The following is a 15,620-nucleotide window of genomic DNA, read 5'->3' as shown; positions in this document are numbered from 1 at the left end:
CTGCCGATAGTGCCATCCGTGGGAGAACAGGAAGATCGCGCGGCCGAACGCCAGCGCACTGTGGACGTCTATGACTTCCGCAGGCCCACAACCCTGCCCCGCCAGCACAGCCGTGTCCTGGAAGTGGCTTTCGAGACGTTCGCCCGGCAATGGGGCACCCAGCTCACGGCCAAGGTCAGGCTGAAGTCCACGGCCACGCTGGAGCAGTTGAGCATGCAGAGCTACGACGAGTACTCCGCCTCCCTGCCCTCGGTGACCTCCATGGTGCTGTGCCGGATCGAGGACAGCGATTCCCGCCTGGTAATCCAGTTCCCGGCAACGGCGGCCTTGTCCTGGTTGAGCCGCATGCTGGGTGGCTCTGCGGACACGGCCGTGCCCGAGCGGAAGTTCACGCAAATCGAGCATGCCCTCGTCTCCCGCATGGTGGAGGAGGTCCTTGAGGACCTGAAGTACTCCCTGGGCAACCTCTTGACGCAGTCCGTGACCATGGACGGCATCCAGTACAACTCCCAGTTCGCCCAAGCGGCTGCACCTTCCGAGCTGATGATCGTGGCAGGTTTCAGCGTAAACGTTGGCGAGACCCAGTGTGCCGCCACCCTCGCCCTTCCCGCGGATGTCCTGCTCAGCAAGCTGGGCGACGTGAACCCCACCGTCCACAGCGTGGACAACGAGGCCTTGGTCCGCACCCAGCTCGCCCAGGTACCAGTCGACGTCGCCATCCAGTTGACCCCCGCACAGGTGACTCCCGCGCAGATCCTGGAACTCGCCGTCGGCGACGTCCTGCCGCTTCCGCACCTGGAAAACCGGCCGTTCGACGTCACCATCAACGGCACCCGCCTGGCCACTGCCGCAGCCGCCAGGCACGGCTCCCGCGCCGCGGCCGTCATTGTCACAACCGAGGAGCACCAGCGATGAGCATCACCCTGACCCTGCAGGAAGCGGCAGCCGAACGACTGGCCCAGCACCTGCCGGCTTCGTCGCTGCTGACGGTGGCGGGGATTGTCCCCGCCGAAGCGGCTGCTGCCTACGCCTCACCTGCGGTCACTGCGACGTTTGTGGGCGCCTCCACGGCCGACTTTGCGTTGCTGCTGGTGGACAATTCCTTCCTGGCCGCAGCCAGCGGAGCCGTGGTGGGGGCGCAGTTCTCGGCAGGCGACGTCTTGCGTCCCGCGTTGGAGCAGGCAGCGTCCGCGTTCGACGCCGGGGTGCTGGGGGAGTTGCGCGAGGAAGACGCTTCCGGGTTGCTGGCCGATCCGGAGACCGTTGTTTTCGAGATCAACGACGGCGGAGCTCCGTTTGGGTGGTTCGCCGTCCGCGTGCGGAACAACGACGCCGGTCCCTCCCGCGGCGGGCAGGATGACTTGGGTGCCCGCCTGGGCCTGATCAGCAACGTGGAGATGGCGCTGACCGTGGAGATTGGCCGGACCCGGATGTCCGTGCGCGAAGCGTTGGCGCTGGAGCCAGGCAAAGTTATTGAACTGGACCGTTCGGCGGGTGCTCCTGCAGATGTCCTGCTCAACGGCAGGCTGATCGCGCACGGTGAAGTGGTTGTGGTGGACCAGGACTACGCCGTGCGCATCACGCGCATCCTGGACGGGGCAGAGGGAACCTTGTAGATGGATTCCTTCATCCTCGGGCTGCGCGTCGTCGTCGCCCTCGGCGCCGTGTTGGGCGTCATCTGGCTGGTCCAGAAGCGGCTCGGCAAAGGCAAGGGCCGTCGCCGTGCCGATTCCACGCTGAGCGTCGTGAGCCGCCAGGCCCTGGGGCAGAAGGCTTCCGTGGTGGTGGTGGACGCGGGAGACAAGCGGTTCCTGCTGGGCGTCACCGAGCACAATGTCACGGTCCTGCACACCAGCGACGCTCCTGTGGTTGCGTCCGAGGTGGTGGAATCCGCACCGCAGAAGATCATCGAGGAGCAAAGCTTCGCCCAGCTCTTCCGGCAGGCGTCGGCGGAAGCTGTACCCCGGACTGAGCTGGTCACAGGTCAGATTCCCGTGGTCCGGCGCCGGGCGGACCTGCACCGGCGGACACCGGCCCAGGCCCACCCGCTGCACGGTTCCATCCTTTCCGCTTCCACGTGGCGCCAGGCCTCCGATGCCTTCAGGGGACGCCGCAATTGATCCGTTCCGTGTGTTCCGGGGTCTTCGGTTTCCTCCCGGCAACACAACAGCCAGCAACATCAAAACGGCCACGCCCGGCTCAGCGGGTGTGGCTGGTGGCGCTGTGGGCACTCCTGCTTGCCGTCGTCCTGGTGTGGGTTGGTGCGGCTGCGGCACATGCGGCGCCCATCGATCCCACTGCTCCCACTCCGCCCACCCCGCCGGCGGCACCGGAGTCTGGCGGCAACGTCAGCATCAACATCAACGGCCTGGACGGCACACCTTCCTCGGCGGTGGTCACGCTCATTGGGATCACCTTGCTGTCCGTGGCCCCGGCTTTGCTGCTGATGATGACCTCCTTCACCAAGATCTTCGTGGTGCTTGCCATGACCCGGAATGCCCTGTCCCTCCCGGCTATTCCGCCCAACCAGGTCCTCGCCGGACTGGCCCTCTTCCTCTCCCTGTTCGTCATGTGGCCGGTGGTTTCTGACATCAATACGGTGGCGGTCCAGCCCTACCTGAACGGAGGACTGGACTTCAACGGAGCAATGTCCGCCGGGTGGACGCCGCTGCAGCACTTCATGCTGGTCCATACCCGCGAAGAAGACATCGCCCTCATGACCAGGGCCGCCAACATGGCGAACCCGGCCAACCCCGAGGCCGTTCCGTTGCAGACATTGGTTCCGGCCTTCATGATTTCCGAGCTGCGGGCCGCGTTCATTATCGGCTTCGTGATCTTCATTCCGTTCCTGGTGATTGACCTCGTGGTCTCGGCGGCCCTGATGTCCATGGGCATGATGATGCTTCCACCGGTGATGATCTCGCTGCCCTTCAAGATCCTGCTGTTCGTGCTGGTGGACGGTTGGGGTCTGGTGATCACGTCCCTGATCCAGAGTTATGCGAGCGGCTGATGGATACCAACGCCGTCCTGGACATTTGTCTCCAGGCCATGATCGTGGCCGCCAAGCTGGCCGCGCCCACGCTGGTCACCGCGCTGGTGGTTGGCCTGGCCATTTCGCTCCTGCAATCCATCACCCAGTTGCAGGAGGCCACCCTTTCCTTCGTCCCGAAGGCCGTGGCAGTAGCCATCGCCCTGGTGGTGTGCGGCCACTGGATGATCTCGGAGATGGTCACGTTCACCAACGAGCTCTTCGCCCGCATTCCCGGGCTGATCGGTGGCGCGTGAGGTGGACATCCCCATCGACCAGTCCTGGATCCAGGTCCTCTTGCTGGCCTCGGTCCGCATGACGGCCTTCCTGGTGGTGGCTCCGCCCTTTGCCCACCACGCCATTCCTGCCCGGATCAAGGCCATGCTCGGCATCGGCCTGGGCCTGGCTGTCTCGCAGCGGCTCTCCGCCGACGCCGTCCCCAAAGACACGGCAGGCTTCATCACGGCAGTCATCCTGGAACTCGTTACGGGACTGGTCCTGGGCTTCCTGGTGATGGCCGTGTTTGCCGCCATCCAGTCCGCGGGCAGCCTGATCGACCTTTTCAGCGGTTTCCAGATGGCGCAGGCCTTCGACCCCCAGATGATGGTCAACGGCGCACAGTTCACCCGGCTGCTGCAGATGGCCGCCCTTGCGTTGCTCTTCGCCTCGGACGGCTACCAGTTGGTCATCGGCGGCCTCACGGGCAGCTTCAACGCGCTCCCGCTGGCTGGCGGCATCGACCTCAGCAAACCGGTGGACGCGATGATCGGCGCGGTGACCGGCATGTTCATCTCCGCGGTCCAGATCGCAGGCCCGCTGCTGGTGGTCCTGGTGCTGGCCGACGTCGGCCTTGGTCTCCTGACGCGCGTGGCGCCGGCGCTGAACGCCTTCTCGCTCGGGTTCCCCTTGAAGATCTTCATCACGCTGGCCTTGGCGGGCTTCCTGTTCCTGGCCTTGCCTCGACTGGTCGCGAGCCTGGCCGAGTTGGCCGCACGGACCGTGCTGGGGGTGGGTTAGTGGCGGATTCGCAGGAGAAGACTGAACAAGCCACGGACAAGCGCATGCGCGAGGTCCGGCAGAAGGGCCAGCTCTCCAGGTCGCAGGACCTCATGGCCTGGCTCGCGGTAGGCGGCGCCGCTGCGATGCTGCCCGCCACCATCGACCACGCGTCCAACGCGGCGGTGGACCAACTGTTCACGGTCAAGGGCGTCATGGCCGATCCCGACCCCGCCAAAGCCCTTGCCGCGCTGGAGGCCGGGCTGGGTTCCCTCGGCGGAATCCTCGGCCCGCTGCTCCTGGTGGTCACCGTGGTGGTCCTGGCCGGCTCCGCGCTGCAGGGCGGGATCCGTTTCAAGAAATTCCGCCCCGAGTTCGAGCATTTCAACCTGCTCGCAGGATTCAAGCGGATGTTCGGTGCGCAGGCACTATGGGGTGGCGTCAAGGCGTTGCTGAAGACCGCCGTCGTGGGTCTGGTCCTGTACACCGTGATCCAGGGGCTGATGCCCGTGCTCCTGACCGCGGGCGGCCTGCCGGTGGCGGGCGTGCTTGCCGCTGCCGCAGGCGGGATCGGCGCACTGATCCAGTTTGCCGTGGTGGCTGGTCTCATCCTGGCAGCGGCCGATATTTTCGTGGTGATGCGCCGCAACCGGAAGAAGACCCGGATGTCCAAGAAGGAAGTCCAGGACGAGAACAAGAACACCGATGGCGACCCCCTCGTCAAGTCCCACCGGCGTTCCCGCCAACTGAGCATGAGCCGCAACCGCATGATCGCCTCGATCGCGGACGCCGACGTCGTGCTGGTGAACCCGACGCACGTGGCGGTTGCGTTGAAGTACGACGCCGGCAAATCGGCACCTCGCGTCGTGGCGAAGGGGGCCGGGGTCATTGCTGCCCGCATCAGGGAGGAAGCCGAGAGCAAGGGCGTGCCCATGGTGCAGGACATCCCGTTGGCGCGTGCCCTGCATTCGGCCTGTGAACTGGGACAGGAGATCCCCGTGGAGCTGTACCGGTCGGTGGCCGCGGTCCTGGCGTTCGTGATGTCACTGAAGAACCGCGGGACATCACGCGGAATCCATCGCATGAAGGAAGGTTTGCTGGCATGAACAACAAGTTCGCCCGGCTTTCAGTGCCGGTAGGGATCGTGGCCATCGTGCTGCTGTTGGTGGTTCCGCTGCCTGCGCCGATGCTTGATTTCCTGATCGTGTGCAACATCCTGCTGGCCCTCCTGATCCTGTTGACCAGCATGTTCGTGAAGAAGCCCCTGGATTTCTCGGTGTTCCCGTCGCTGCTCCTCGTGGCGACGCTGTTCCGCCTGGGCCTCAACGTGGCTTCTACCAGGCTTGTCCTTGGGCAGGGGTTCGCAGGCCAGGTGATCGAGGCCTTCGGCAAGGTGACCGTTGGCGGATCGTTGATCATCGGGGCCGTGGTGTTCCTGATCCTGGTGGTCATCCAGTTCGTGGTGGTTACCAAGGGTGCCGAACGCGTGGCCGAAGTGGGCGCCCGCTTCACCCTCGATGCCATGCCCGGCAAGCAGATGGCCATCGACGCCGACCTCAACGCCGGACTCATCACGGATGCCGAAGCCCGCAAACGCCGTGCCGAAGTTTCCGCCGAGGCCGATTTCTACGGCGCCATGGACGGTGCATCCAAGTTCGTCAAGGGCGATGCCATCGCAGGCATCATCATTATCATCATCAACTTTGTGGGCGGCATCGCGATCGGCGTGCTGCAGCGCGGCCAGGACGCCGTGGATGCCCTGAACACCTACGGCCTGCTGACCATGGGCGACGGCCTGGTCACCCAGATCCCCGCGCTGCTCATGGCGGTCTCCACGGGCATGATCGTCACCCGGTCCAACGCCGAGGAGGACATGGGCCGCACGGCGTCCTCGCAGCTGATGCAGTCGCCCAATGCATTGCTCATCGCGGGCCTTGCTGCGGCGAGCATGGCAGTCATCCCGGGCATGCCCATTCTGCCGTTCGTGCTGGTGGGTGCTCTTTTGGTGATCGCATCGCGGCGGGTTGCCGCCCAGCAGAAAGCAGCCGCGGCAGCCCAGGCAGCAGACAACGCCGCAGTGGCAGCCGAGGAGGACCCCAACGAGCGGCTCATGGAAGACATGCGCGTCCACCCCGTGGAAATCCTGCTGGCTCCGGACCTGGTGGACATCGTCTCCGGTGCCTCCGATGACCTCCTGGCCCGGGTCCGGTCCCTGCGCCACAAAATCGCCATGGAACTTGGCCTCGTTGTCCCGCCCGTCCGCACACGCGACGCCATGGACCTGCCGCCCTCCACCTATGCCATCCGCATTGCCGGGGTGGAAGCCGGAAGAGGAGTGGCGCCGTCGGGCAAGCTCCTGGCCCTGGGCGAATTCCTGGACGCCCTCCCCGGAACCGCAACCGTGGAGCCCGTCTTTGGCTTGAACGGCAAATGGGTCCCCACGGAAATGCGGCACAGCGCCGAAATGACCGGTGCCACCGTGATCGATCGCGTGTCCGTGCTGGTCACGCATCTGTCCTCCATCATCAGCGCCAACGCCGCGCGGCTCCTCACCCGCGAGGACGTTCGCGTCCTCACCGAAGGAGTCCGCAAGCAAAGCCCGTCCGCCGTGGAGGAACTCACGCCCGCGCTGCTCTCGCTCGCCGAAATCCAGCGGGTCCTGGAGGGCCTCCTGGATGAGCAGGTCCCCATCAACGATCTCCCGCGCATCTACGAGGCCCTGGCTTTGCGGGCCAAGGCCTCCACCGATCCTGAGGCGCTGATCGAGTCCGCTCGCCACGCTTTGGGCCCCGTGCTGGCTACCAAGTACCTGGACGGCTCGGTCCTCAACGTGATCATGATCGATCCCCTGTTGGAGCAGTCCATGTTGGAGGACATGCGCCCGGCGGAGGGCGGCACGCAGATCGTGATGGGCCAGGCCAAGCTCGACGCGGTCCTGACCTCCCTCAAGTCCGCGGTGGAGGGCGCCGCTGCCACCGGACGGCAGGCGGTCCTCGTCTGCGCGCCGGCCTTGCGTCCTGCGATCCGCCGCCTTGTGGGAACTCCCGACGGCGGTGTCCCCGTCCTCTCGTACCGGGAAGTGACGTCCGCCAATATCAGGATCGAAACCGTGGGGGTGGTCCGCTTTGCAGAAGCGCTTCAAGCTTAGGGGCGCCTCGTTGGAGGCCATCCGCGAGAAGGCCCTCCAGCAATATGGGCCGGGTGCACGGATTGTCGCCGCCGAGAAAGTGACGAATCCGGGGATTGTTGGGCTGTTTGCCGCTGCCCGCTTCGAGGCCACGGTGGAGGTGGGGGAAGCGCCTGCGGATTCGGCTGCGCCTGGGCCGGCCTCGGTGCCTCAGCCTGCCGTCGCGGCTGGGTTGACCGTCGCGCCTGGGCCGGCTGTTGTGTCTGCGTCGGCTGCTGCGCCTCTCCCTGCCGCCGGTCCCGCCGACGCCCACCAGCTCCACGGTCCGGCCATTGCCGCGCTTCTGGAACGGGCTGACGCCGCGGAGATGGAACTCCACAAGCCGGCGCCGGTCTCCACCGCATCGCCCGATTTCGCGGGCTTGCTGGAGCAACTGGGTAAGGAACTCGAGGCGGCTCCGGTGGTCGCGGCTGAGTCTGCCGCGTTTCCGTCTGCCGTGTCCTCTCCTGCGGTGCCCGCCTGCGCCGGGGCCGCCTTGCCGCCGTCGGACGCTCCATCCGCGACGGTGCCGCGGCCGCTCACCGGCGACGGCAACCTCATTGTCCTCCTGGGCCTGGGCGACGACGCTTTGGGGCCTGCCCTTGAGATGTCCATTGCCGCCGGCGGCTCCGACGTCCGGACAGCCGGCGAACTGAGCGCGTTTGGCCACCTGCACGTCCAAGGGCGTCAAAGCGCGACGGCGGCACGCGCCCAGGCGGTGCTGACCGGCCAGAGCGTGGTGGTCGCGTTCGGGCTGGGCCGCGTGCGCGACGTACCCACGCAGGCTGCCCACATCGCGAGCCTGTTCGCAGACCAGCTCTGGGTGGTGGTCGATGCCCGACGCAAGGCCGAGGACACCAAAGCCTGGGTTCAGGGGCTCCAGTCGCTGCTGGCTGCCCAATCAACACTTCCGTCCGATCCGGCCGGGATATCGGCGCTGGCCGTCATCGGCGCCTCGGAAACCGCTACGCCCGAAACCGTGGACTCCCTGGGCATCCCTGTGGGCTGGGTGGACGGCAAGCCAGCGAGCACGCCCGTCCTTGGAAAGGTACATTGAAACCATGCTGGTACTGACGCGCAAGCCGGGCGAGAAAATCATGATTGGTGACGACATTGTCATCACCGTCATGGAGGGCCGTGGCGACGGCGTGCGGATCGGAATCGAAGCACCCCGCGGCGTGTCCATTCAACGCAGCGAAGTGGTGGAGGCGATCGCGGCCGCCAACCTCGCGGCAACCCAGGCCGGTCCCGACGCCGAAGCGCTCCTGGCCACCCTCCGCCCCCCGACCCCCACCAAAGACTGACCCTCTCTCACCGAACCCCCCTTTCGGCCGCACGCTCTCTCACCGAACCGCCCTTTCCGGCGGACCCTCTCTCACCGAACCCCCCGTTCCGGCGGACGCTCTCTCACGAAGCTTCAATCCAAGCCGAGGAAGTCCCGCAAAGACCTAAGCGAGGTGGCCTTCACAGCGTCCAAAGCACGCTGGATATTAGCCTGGTGGGCCAAGGTCGGAAGGTCATCGGCATCCGCAGCGTTATCGGCAGGGCCCCGCAGGAGTGCCGAAATATTCTCCTGGGCCGCCAGGTCAATCGACGACAACAGCGAAATCATGGCCTGACGATGCTCGTCCAATAGCTCGGCCCAAACTCCCGGGGGCGCAATTCCCATCAGAGCCGGCAAAGCCGATTTATCAGGTGCCTTCCATTCGGCGGCGGCAGAAGAGGCTTCGACACTCCGGGCCAGTGATTCAAAACGAAGTTTTTCGAGTACTTTTTCCAGCTCGGCCGCGGTGATGTTCAGTCGATGCCAACTCCCGGCGCGGAGGTGCAGAAGCTGGGTTTCAAGCACGAAAAGCAGGAAATCCAGTTGTCTTCGTTCCCGCCAAAGCGTTGCTGACAGCTCATCCGCCCCCACGGTGCCCCCATCTCTTTAACCCAGGGAAACAACGTTTCAGCAGGGTTTTGAATTTGTTGTGTCGAGCGTACACGCAGAGACGTTTTCAGGTGGTATGTTCACTGAACACGTACCTGAAACGAAGTCCCTCATCGTCGCCGTGATTGGTCTCTAGGCGCCGACCGGAATTTGCGGTCAAAGGTTATGGCAACTCAATAATCCGGTCTCATGGGGGGACTTAAATTTGAATCGCGAACAGCGCAACGAGCTGGTGTTGCAGCACCTTCCGCTCGTTGGTTACCTGGTCTCTGACCTTTGTGCGCGCGCATCTCATTTGTCGCGCGATGATTTTGCTTCGGTAGGCTCCCTGGCGCTCATTACTTCGGCTGATTCATTTGACCCGGACCTTGGTGTTCCTTTCGGGGCATTCGCCCGCCGTCGGATCATCGGCGCATTCGCTGACGAGATGCGCGCGGGGGACTGGGCCACCCGCTCCGCCCGGAAGCGGATCAAGGAGACCCTGGCCATCCAGGAGACGCTCACCGGCGCTTTGGGCCGCGGCCCCAGCGTTGCCGAGATGGCATCGGCGTTGGGCGTGGAACGGAGCTACGTTGAGGCGGCATTGGCAGACGCTGCCCGAACCTTGACGTCGCTGGACGAGGTAGCGGTGGACACGGTTGCTTCAGTGACCCCGTCCCCAGAGAACTCCGTCCTGGCTGACGAACGCATCAAGTACCTTCGCGCGGCAGTGGATGCCTTGCCGGAGAAGATGCGCTTTGTGATCCAGGAGATCTACCTTTCCGGCCGCTCCGTGAAGGACCTTGCGGAGGAGCTGGGATCCACCCACGCTGCCGTGTCCCAGCAGCGCGCCGAGGGCATCCGCCTCATGCGCGACGGACTGGCCGCGCATTATGCCGACAACCCCGAGCAAGCCTTCCAGCCGGAGTCGCGAATTACCGCTCGACGCCGGAACGACTACCTTTCCGCACTGGCTACTGCCACCACCGGCGGTATTACCCGGACCCTGGGCCTCGGCTCCAAGCTCAACCAGGCAGTCTGAACGCAAACAGCCCGGGCCACTGGTGCGGCCCGGGCTGCTTCGTCGGGGACTCCGTGTGAATCCCTGTGAATCTTGTGAATCTTGGGGGCAGGCCCACCTACTGCGCCTTGGGCACCTTGCGAAGTACGACGGCGGCAAGCACTGCCGCTCCTGCCATCAGTACCAGCCCAATCGCCGCAGTGATGTGGACTCCCGATTCGAAGGCAACCCGGGCGGCCTGGGTCAACGCTTCCGACAGGGGCGCCGGGAGTGCCGAGGCGGCGTCCACTGCTCCGGCCAGCGTCTCCCCGGACTTGCCCGCAGCTTCCGAAGATACGCCGTCCGGAATGACGAGGTTGTGCTGGTACGAGGCCGTGAGGATGGACCCGAGCACGGCCGTGCCCAGCAGGGATCCCAGTTCGTAGCCTGTTTCCGAGATGGCCGAAGCCGCACCGGATTTGTCGGCCGGGACGGACGCCAGGATGAGGTCGTTGGAGATGGTTTCCGCGGCGCCCACACCCACGGCCAGCACGGTCAAAGCGGAGAGCAAGAAGATTGGTCCGGTTCCGTGGTCTCCCGCCATGGCCACGAAATAGCCCACGGCGCTGAGCGTCAGCCCACCGGCTACCACGAATCCCGGACGGATCCGCCTTACCAGCGGGACCACCAGGAGACCGGCCACCACTGTTGCCAGGAGCGCTGGAATCATGGCGATTCCGGCCTCCATGGGTGACTGTCCTTCGATCAATTGCAGGTGCTGGGCGAAGAAGTAGATGAAGCCTGTCATGGAGAACAAGGACAGCACGTTGGCCACAATGGCCGTGCTGAACACCTTGTTGTGGAACAGGCGGACATCCAGCATGGGGCTGGAGAGTTGCTGCTGGCGGCGCACGAACAGCACACCCATCACCAAGCCGAACGCCATGAAGGCGGCCGCGGATGCTCCGAATCCATGCACGGCGAGTTCTTTGATCCCGTAGACAAAGGGCGCCATGGTGAGCACGGACAGGACGATGCTGGGTACGTCCACGCGGCCCGGGTTGGCGTCCTTGGACTCAGGGATGAGTACCCGGCCGAAGGCGAGCAGCGGCAGGAGGAGGAAGGCTGCCACGAGGAACACGGCACCCCACCAGAAGTGCTCCACGAGCCAGCCACCGAAGATCGGGCCGAGCGCGGCGCCGCCGGAGAAACCCGCAGCCCAGACGGCAATCGCCAGCCGGCGACGGTTGGGATCGGTGAAGATGTTCCGGATCAGGGACAGAGTGGAGGGCATCAGCATGGCGCCGAAGACGCCAAGGGCTGCGCGGCCCGCAATCAGCCACTCCGCGGAAGGCGCGAACGCCGTAGCAGCCGAAACCGCCGCGAAGCCTGTGCTGCCGATCAGGAGCAGCCGCCGTCGTCCGATCCTGTCGCCGAAGTTGCCCATGGATACCAACAACGCGGCCAGGACCAGCGGGTAGGCGTCCACGATCCAGAGGAGCTGGATGCCGCCGACTTCCAGTGAGCGGGCGATTTCCGGCAGGGCGAAGGTGAGCGCGGTGTTGTCGACGGCCACCAGGAGCACCGGGAACATCAGCAGTGCGAGGGCCGTCCAGTCGCGCCACGGTGCGGTCTTGCCCGGAACCGGGCGCACGGAGGAACGGGGAGCGTGGGTTGAGGACGGCGAGAACATGAACTTAACTGTACCGTCCAGACGGTACAGTTTCAAATAGAACAAGACCGAGCTTTAGGGAATGATGGATCCATGCCGCGAAAACCAATAGCCCGGGACGCCGTCCTGGACGCCTTTGAAGCACTCCTGATCGAAGTAGGGGAGCGTGCTGCCACCCTGGACGCCGTGGCCAAGCGCGCAGGCGTCTCGAAGGGCGGCTTGCTCTATCACTTCCCCAATAAAGAGTCGCTCATCAGTGCCCTGCTGGAGCGCCTGGATGACTTGGCCAAGGAAGATACCGAGCAGATGCAGGCGGCACCCGACGGCGCAGCGGCCTACTTCATCCGCTCCTCGCTCTGGGCCGGAACACCCATGGACCGGGCGTTCGTTGCGGCAACCAGGCTGGCGGAAGTGGCCCACGAGGAGACCCGCCGCCGGTTCGCGGCCATTCAACAGCGCTGGCTTGACGTCCTTGCCGAGGACGTTGGTCCGGACGTTGCCAAAGCGGTCAGCTACATGGGTGACGGGCTCTATTTCAACGCGATGTTCGAGGGCGGGCAGGAAGCCGGCGGTGCCGGGCGGGAGGCCGACGTCGAGGTCCTCCTCGCGGTCCTGGACCGCCTGCGGACGTAGCGGTTCCTCCATTTGCCGCCGCGCTGCGGGCATAGGACAATTAAGAACTGTGGTGTGCCTTCCTTGGCACGCCGCCTACAACTGCATAAAGCCTTTGATCTGCGGCGGGAGAGTCCTGCAGTACGAGATGCAGGCGCCGTAGGAGCAAATCCTCCCCAGGAATCTCTCAGGCCCATGCACCGCCGCGGATAGGCAACTCTGGAAAGCAGCAGGCAGTCCGGCCGGATTGTTGTGCTCACCGACGGTGCAAGCGGGTGGCTGTGCGGACAGCAACACGCGGAAACTCTCAGGTCCAATACAGAGCGGGGAGGAACCCGAGCCACTGTGGCGTACCCAACGCCGCCCAAGTAATGGAGTTCCTTCGTGACGGTTAGTTCAGCCTCCACCACCTTCGTCGACCGGCATATCGGTGCCCGCCGCCAGTCCGACATTGACACCATGCTCAAGTCCGTCGGTTACGACTCCGTGGATTCCCTCGTGGACACCGCGGTTCCCAACGACATCCGCCAGGACGTTGCCCTCACCCTGCAGAACGCCCTTTCGGAGGTGGAGGTCCTCGCGGAACTGCGCAAGCTCGCCTCCAAGAACAAGACGGCCGTCCAGATGATCGGCCAGGGCTACTTCGACACCGTCACGCCGCCGGTGATCCGCCGCAACATCCTCGAATCGCCGGCTTGGTACACGGCCTACACCCCATACCAGCCGGAAATTTCCCAGGGCCGCCTCGAAGCGCTGCTGAACTTCCAGACCATGGTCCAGGACCTCGTCGGCCTCCCGATCGCCAACGCCTCGCTGTTGGACGAAGCCACCGCCGTGGCCGAAGCCGTGCTGATGATGCGCCGCGCAAACAAAAACAAGGCCGCCCAGGATGGCAAGACTGTCCTGGACGCCGACTGCCTGCCGCAGACCATCGCCATCGTCAAGGGCCGCGCCGAGGCGCTCGGCTTTGAAGTTGAGGTCGCGGACCTCGCCAACGGCCTCCCGGAGGGTGCCATCAACGGCGTCGTCCTCCAGCAGCCCGGCGTGTCCGGCCGCGTGTTCGACCACTCCGCCGTGATCGCTTCGGCGAAGGAGCGCGGTGCCCTGGTCACCGTCGCCGCCGACCTTCTCTCCCTTACGCTCATCACCCCTCCGGGAGAGCAGGGCGCCGATATCGCCGTCGGCTCCGCCCAGCGCCTGGGCGTGCCGCTGTTCTTCGGCGGCCCGCACGCCGCCTACATGGCTGTCCAGAAGGGCCTGGAGCGTTCCATGCCCGGCCGCCTGGTTGGCGTTTCAAAGGACGACGCCGGTGTCCCCGCCTACCGCTTGGCGCTGCAGACCCGTGAGCAGCACATCCGCCGCGAGAAGGCCACGTCCAACATCTGCACCGCACAGGCGTTGCTCGCCATCGTCGCCTCGATGTATGCCGTTTACCACGGCCCCGAAGGTCTGAAGGCGATCGCGGAAACCGCCCACGGCCACGCCCGCACCTTGGCCGCCTCCCTGAAGGCCGCCGGCGTCGAGGTCCTGCACGGTTCCTTCTTCGACACCATCACGGTCCGCGTCCCGGGTCGCGCCGCTTCGCTTGTGGCTGCGGCTGAAGAGCGCGGTATCAACCTGCGCGGCGTCGACGCCGACACTGTGGGCATCTCGGTTGACGAAACCACCACGACGGCGGTTCTCGCCGACGTTGCCTCGGTGTTCGGTGCCTCCGTGGTTGAGTCAGCTGAAGGCTTCGCGCTGGAAGCTTCCATTGAACGCTCCAGCGAATACCTGCAGCACCCCGTGTTCAACACGCACCGTTCAGAAACCCAGCTCCTGCGCTATATCCGCAAGCTCTCCGACCGCGACCTCGCGCTGGACCGCACCATGATTCCGCTGGGTTCGTGCACCATGAAGCTCAACGCCACGGCTGAGATGGAAGCCATTTCCTGGCCGGAGTTCGCCTCAATCCACCCGTTCGCTCCGGATTCGCAGACCGCCGGATGGCGTGAACTGATCACCGACCTCGAGGCACAGCTGACCGAGATCACCGGCTACGACCAGGTCTCCATCCAGCCCAACGCCGGCTCCCAAGGTGAGCTTGCCGGACTCCTCGCGATCCGCGGCTACCACCACTCCCGCGGCGACCAGCAGCGCAACGTCTGCCTCATCCCGGCTTCTGCCCACGGCACCAACGCTGCCTCGGCAGTGCTGGCTGGCATGAAGGTTGTTGTTGTCGCTACTGCCTCCGACGGCACCATCGACCACGATGACCTCAAGGCCAAGATCGAGGCCAACCGCGACGTCCTCTCGGCCATCATGATCACCTACCCGTCCACGCACGGTGTGTACGACGCCGACGTGCGCGAGGTCTGCGACGCGATCCACGAAGCCGGCGGCCAGGTCTACATCGACGGCGCCAACCTCAACGCGCTCGTTGGGCTCGCCCAGCCGGGCAAATTCGGCGGCGACGTGTCCCACCTGAACCTGCACAAGACCTTCTGCATCCCCCACGGCGGTGGCGGACCCGGCGTTGGCCCGGTCGCTGCGAAGGCCCACCTGGCACCGTTCATGCCCGGTGACGCCACGACCTGGACCGAAGGCAACGATGTTCCGATCTCGGCATCCCGCTTTGGCTCCGCCGGCGTGCTGCCCATTTCCTGGGCCTACGTGAAGCTCATGGGCGGCCAGGGACTCACCGAAGCCACCAAGTCCGCCCTGTTGGCCGCGAACTACATCGCTTCCCGCCTCAACGAGCACTTCCCGGTTCTCTACACCGGTGAAGGCGGTCTTGTAGCCCACGAGTGCATCTTGGACCTCCGCGAACTGACGGCTCGCACTGGGGTTACGGCTGAGGATGTGGCCAAGCGCCTCATCGACTTCGGCTTCCACGCCCCCACCCTCGCTTTCCCGGTTGCGGGCACGCTCATGGTGGAACCCACCGAGTCCGAGGACCTCGTGGAGATCGACCGCTTCATCGAAGCCATGATCACCATCCGGGCCGAGATCGAGCAGGTTGCTGCCGGGGACTTCTCCGTGCAGGATTCCCCGCTCCGCCGCGCACCCCACACGGCAGCCGCCGTCGTAAGCTCCGACTGGGACCGCGCGTACCCGCGTGAGCAGGCCGCCTTCCCGGTCCACCACCTCAAGCAGGATAAGTACTTCCCGCCCGTCGGCCGGATTGACGGTGCTGCGGGTGACCGCAACCTTGTGTGCTCCTGCCCGCCGATCGAAGACTTCGAGAACTAAGGA

Annotated in this window: 15 protein-coding genes and 1 riboswitch; of the genes, 13 read left to right on the top strand and 2 right to left on the bottom strand. The window is 65.2% G+C overall.

Features of this window, described 5'->3' with window-relative positions:
* The first annotated feature begins 18 nt into the window (after positions 1–18).
* From ACH488_RS07255 to csrA, 10 genes are all read left to right on the top strand, one after another.
* Positions 19–915, top strand: coding sequence for a flagellar motor switch protein FliM (locus ACH488_RS07255; RefSeq protein WP_397323191.1), 897 nt, complete (start codon positions 19–21; stop codon positions 913–915).
* Positions 912–1,616: a flagellar motor switch protein FliN gene (gene fliN / locus ACH488_RS07250; protein ID WP_397323189.1), complete on the top strand. Its 705-nt coding sequence runs from the start codon at positions 912–914 to the stop codon at positions 1,614–1,616. Before ACH488_RS07255 ends, fliN begins: the two co-directional genes overlap by 4 nt.
* Positions 1,617–2,120, top strand: coding sequence for a flagellar biosynthetic protein FliO (fliO, locus tag ACH488_RS07245; RefSeq protein WP_397323188.1), 504 nt, complete (start codon positions 1,617–1,619; stop codon positions 2,118–2,120). It abuts the gene before it with no gap.
* Positions 2,121–2,215: 95 nt separating this feature from the next.
* Positions 2,216–3,010, top strand: coding sequence for a flagellar type III secretion system pore protein FliP (gene fliP / locus ACH488_RS07240; RefSeq protein WP_397323187.1), 795 nt, complete (start codon positions 2,216–2,218; stop codon positions 3,008–3,010).
* Positions 3,010–3,285, top strand: coding sequence for a flagellar biosynthesis protein FliQ (gene fliQ, locus ACH488_RS07235; RefSeq protein ID WP_397323185.1), 276 nt, complete (start codon positions 3,010–3,012; stop codon positions 3,283–3,285). Before fliP ends, fliQ begins: the two co-directional genes overlap by 1 nt.
* Before the next feature lies 1 nt (position 3,286).
* The gene (locus ACH488_RS07230; RefSeq protein ID WP_397323184.1) at positions 3,287–4,045 is read left to right on the top strand and encodes a flagellar biosynthetic protein FliR; all 759 of its coding nucleotides are present in this window, start codon (positions 3,287–3,289) and stop codon (positions 4,043–4,045) included.
* On the top strand, positions 4,045–5,130 hold the full coding sequence (locus ACH488_RS07225; protein WP_397323182.1) for a flagellar biosynthesis protein FlhB: 1,086 nt from the start codon (positions 4,045–4,047) through the stop codon (positions 5,128–5,130). Before ACH488_RS07230 ends, ACH488_RS07225 begins: the two co-directional genes overlap by 1 nt.
* A complete protein-coding gene (locus ACH488_RS07220; protein WP_397323180.1) occupies positions 5,127–7,172 on the top strand; it encodes a flagellar biosynthesis protein FlhA in 2,046 nt (681 codons plus the stop codon). The genes ACH488_RS07225 and ACH488_RS07220 overlap by 4 nt, the downstream gene beginning before the upstream one ends.
* A complete protein-coding gene (locus tag ACH488_RS07215; protein ID WP_397323179.1) occupies positions 7,150–8,247 on the top strand; it encodes a hypothetical protein in 1,098 nt (365 codons plus the stop codon). The genes ACH488_RS07220 and ACH488_RS07215 overlap by 23 nt, the downstream gene beginning before the upstream one ends.
* Before the next feature lie 4 nt (positions 8,248–8,251).
* Positions 8,252–8,494, top strand: coding sequence for a carbon storage regulator CsrA (gene csrA, locus ACH488_RS07210; protein WP_397323178.1), 243 nt, complete (start codon positions 8,252–8,254; stop codon positions 8,492–8,494).
* Positions 8,495–8,607: 113 nt separating this feature from the next.
* On the opposite strand, the gene ACH488_RS07205 is transcribed toward csrA, so the two are convergent.
* Positions 8,608–9,105 (bottom strand): hypothetical protein, encoded by a 498-nt coding sequence (locus tag ACH488_RS07205; protein WP_397323177.1) that lies wholly within the window; start codon positions 9,103–9,105, stop codon positions 8,608–8,610.
* Between the two features lie 223 nt (positions 9,106–9,328).
* Between ACH488_RS07205 and ACH488_RS07200 the strand changes: the two genes are divergently transcribed.
* Positions 9,329–10,144 carry a sigma-70 family RNA polymerase sigma factor gene (locus ACH488_RS07200; RefSeq protein WP_397323176.1) on the top strand — a complete coding sequence of 272 codons (816 nt, stop codon included), beginning with the start codon at positions 9,329–9,331 and terminating at the stop codon, positions 10,142–10,144.
* Between the two features lie 97 nt (positions 10,145–10,241).
* On the opposite strand, the gene ACH488_RS07195 is transcribed toward ACH488_RS07200, so the two are convergent.
* Positions 10,242–11,795, bottom strand: coding sequence for an MFS transporter (locus ACH488_RS07195; protein WP_397323175.1), 1,554 nt, complete (start codon positions 11,793–11,795; stop codon positions 10,242–10,244).
* 72 nt (positions 11,796–11,867) lie between these two features.
* Between ACH488_RS07195 and ACH488_RS07190 the strand changes: the two genes are divergently transcribed.
* Both ACH488_RS07190 and gcvP read left to right on the top strand, forming a co-directional pair.
* Positions 11,868–12,407 (top strand): TetR/AcrR family transcriptional regulator, encoded by a 540-nt coding sequence (locus ACH488_RS07190; RefSeq protein ID WP_397323174.1) that lies wholly within the window; start codon positions 11,868–11,870, stop codon positions 12,405–12,407.
* A 95-nt stretch (positions 12,408–12,502) separates the two neighbouring features.
* A riboswitch (glycine riboswitch) is annotated at positions 12,503–12,599 on the top strand.
* A gap of 171 nt (positions 12,600–12,770) precedes the next feature.
* Positions 12,771–15,617: an aminomethyl-transferring glycine dehydrogenase gene (gene gcvP, locus ACH488_RS07185; protein ID WP_397323172.1), complete on the top strand. Its 2,847-nt coding sequence runs from the start codon at positions 12,771–12,773 to the stop codon at positions 15,615–15,617.
* Positions 15,618–15,620 lie beyond the last annotated feature (3 nt).

It is taken from the genome of Paenarthrobacter sp. NPDC018779 (genome assembly GCF_044391085.1).
Taxonomy (GTDB): Bacteria; Actinomycetota; Actinomycetes; order Actinomycetales; family Micrococcaceae; genus Arthrobacter.
The sequence above is the reverse complement of the archived record's forward strand: the minus strand, read 5'-3'. Positions and strand labels throughout refer to the sequence as shown.

Coding starts and splice junctions, on each gene's coding strand:
- ACH488_RS07195 (WP_397323175.1), bottom strand. CDS start 11,795: ATGTTCTCGCCGTCCTCAACCCACGCTCCCCGTTCCTCCGTGCGCCCG.
- ACH488_RS07190 (WP_397323174.1), top strand. CDS start 11,868: ATGCCGCGAAAACCAATAGCCCGGGACGCCGTCCTGGACGCCTTTGAA.
- fliN (WP_397323189.1), top strand. CDS start 912: ATGAGCATCACCCTGACCCTGCAGGAAGCGGCAGCCGAACGACTGGCC.
- fliO (WP_397323188.1), top strand. CDS start 1,617: ATGGATTCCTTCATCCTCGGGCTGCGCGTCGTCGTCGCCCTCGGCGCC.
- csrA (WP_397323178.1), top strand. CDS start 8,252: ATGCTGGTACTGACGCGCAAGCCGGGCGAGAAAATCATGATTGGTGAC.
- fliQ (WP_397323185.1), top strand. CDS start 3,010: ATGGATACCAACGCCGTCCTGGACATTTGTCTCCAGGCCATGATCGTG.
- ACH488_RS07220 (WP_397323180.1), top strand. CDS start 5,127: ATGAACAACAAGTTCGCCCGGCTTTCAGTGCCGGTAGGGATCGTGGCC.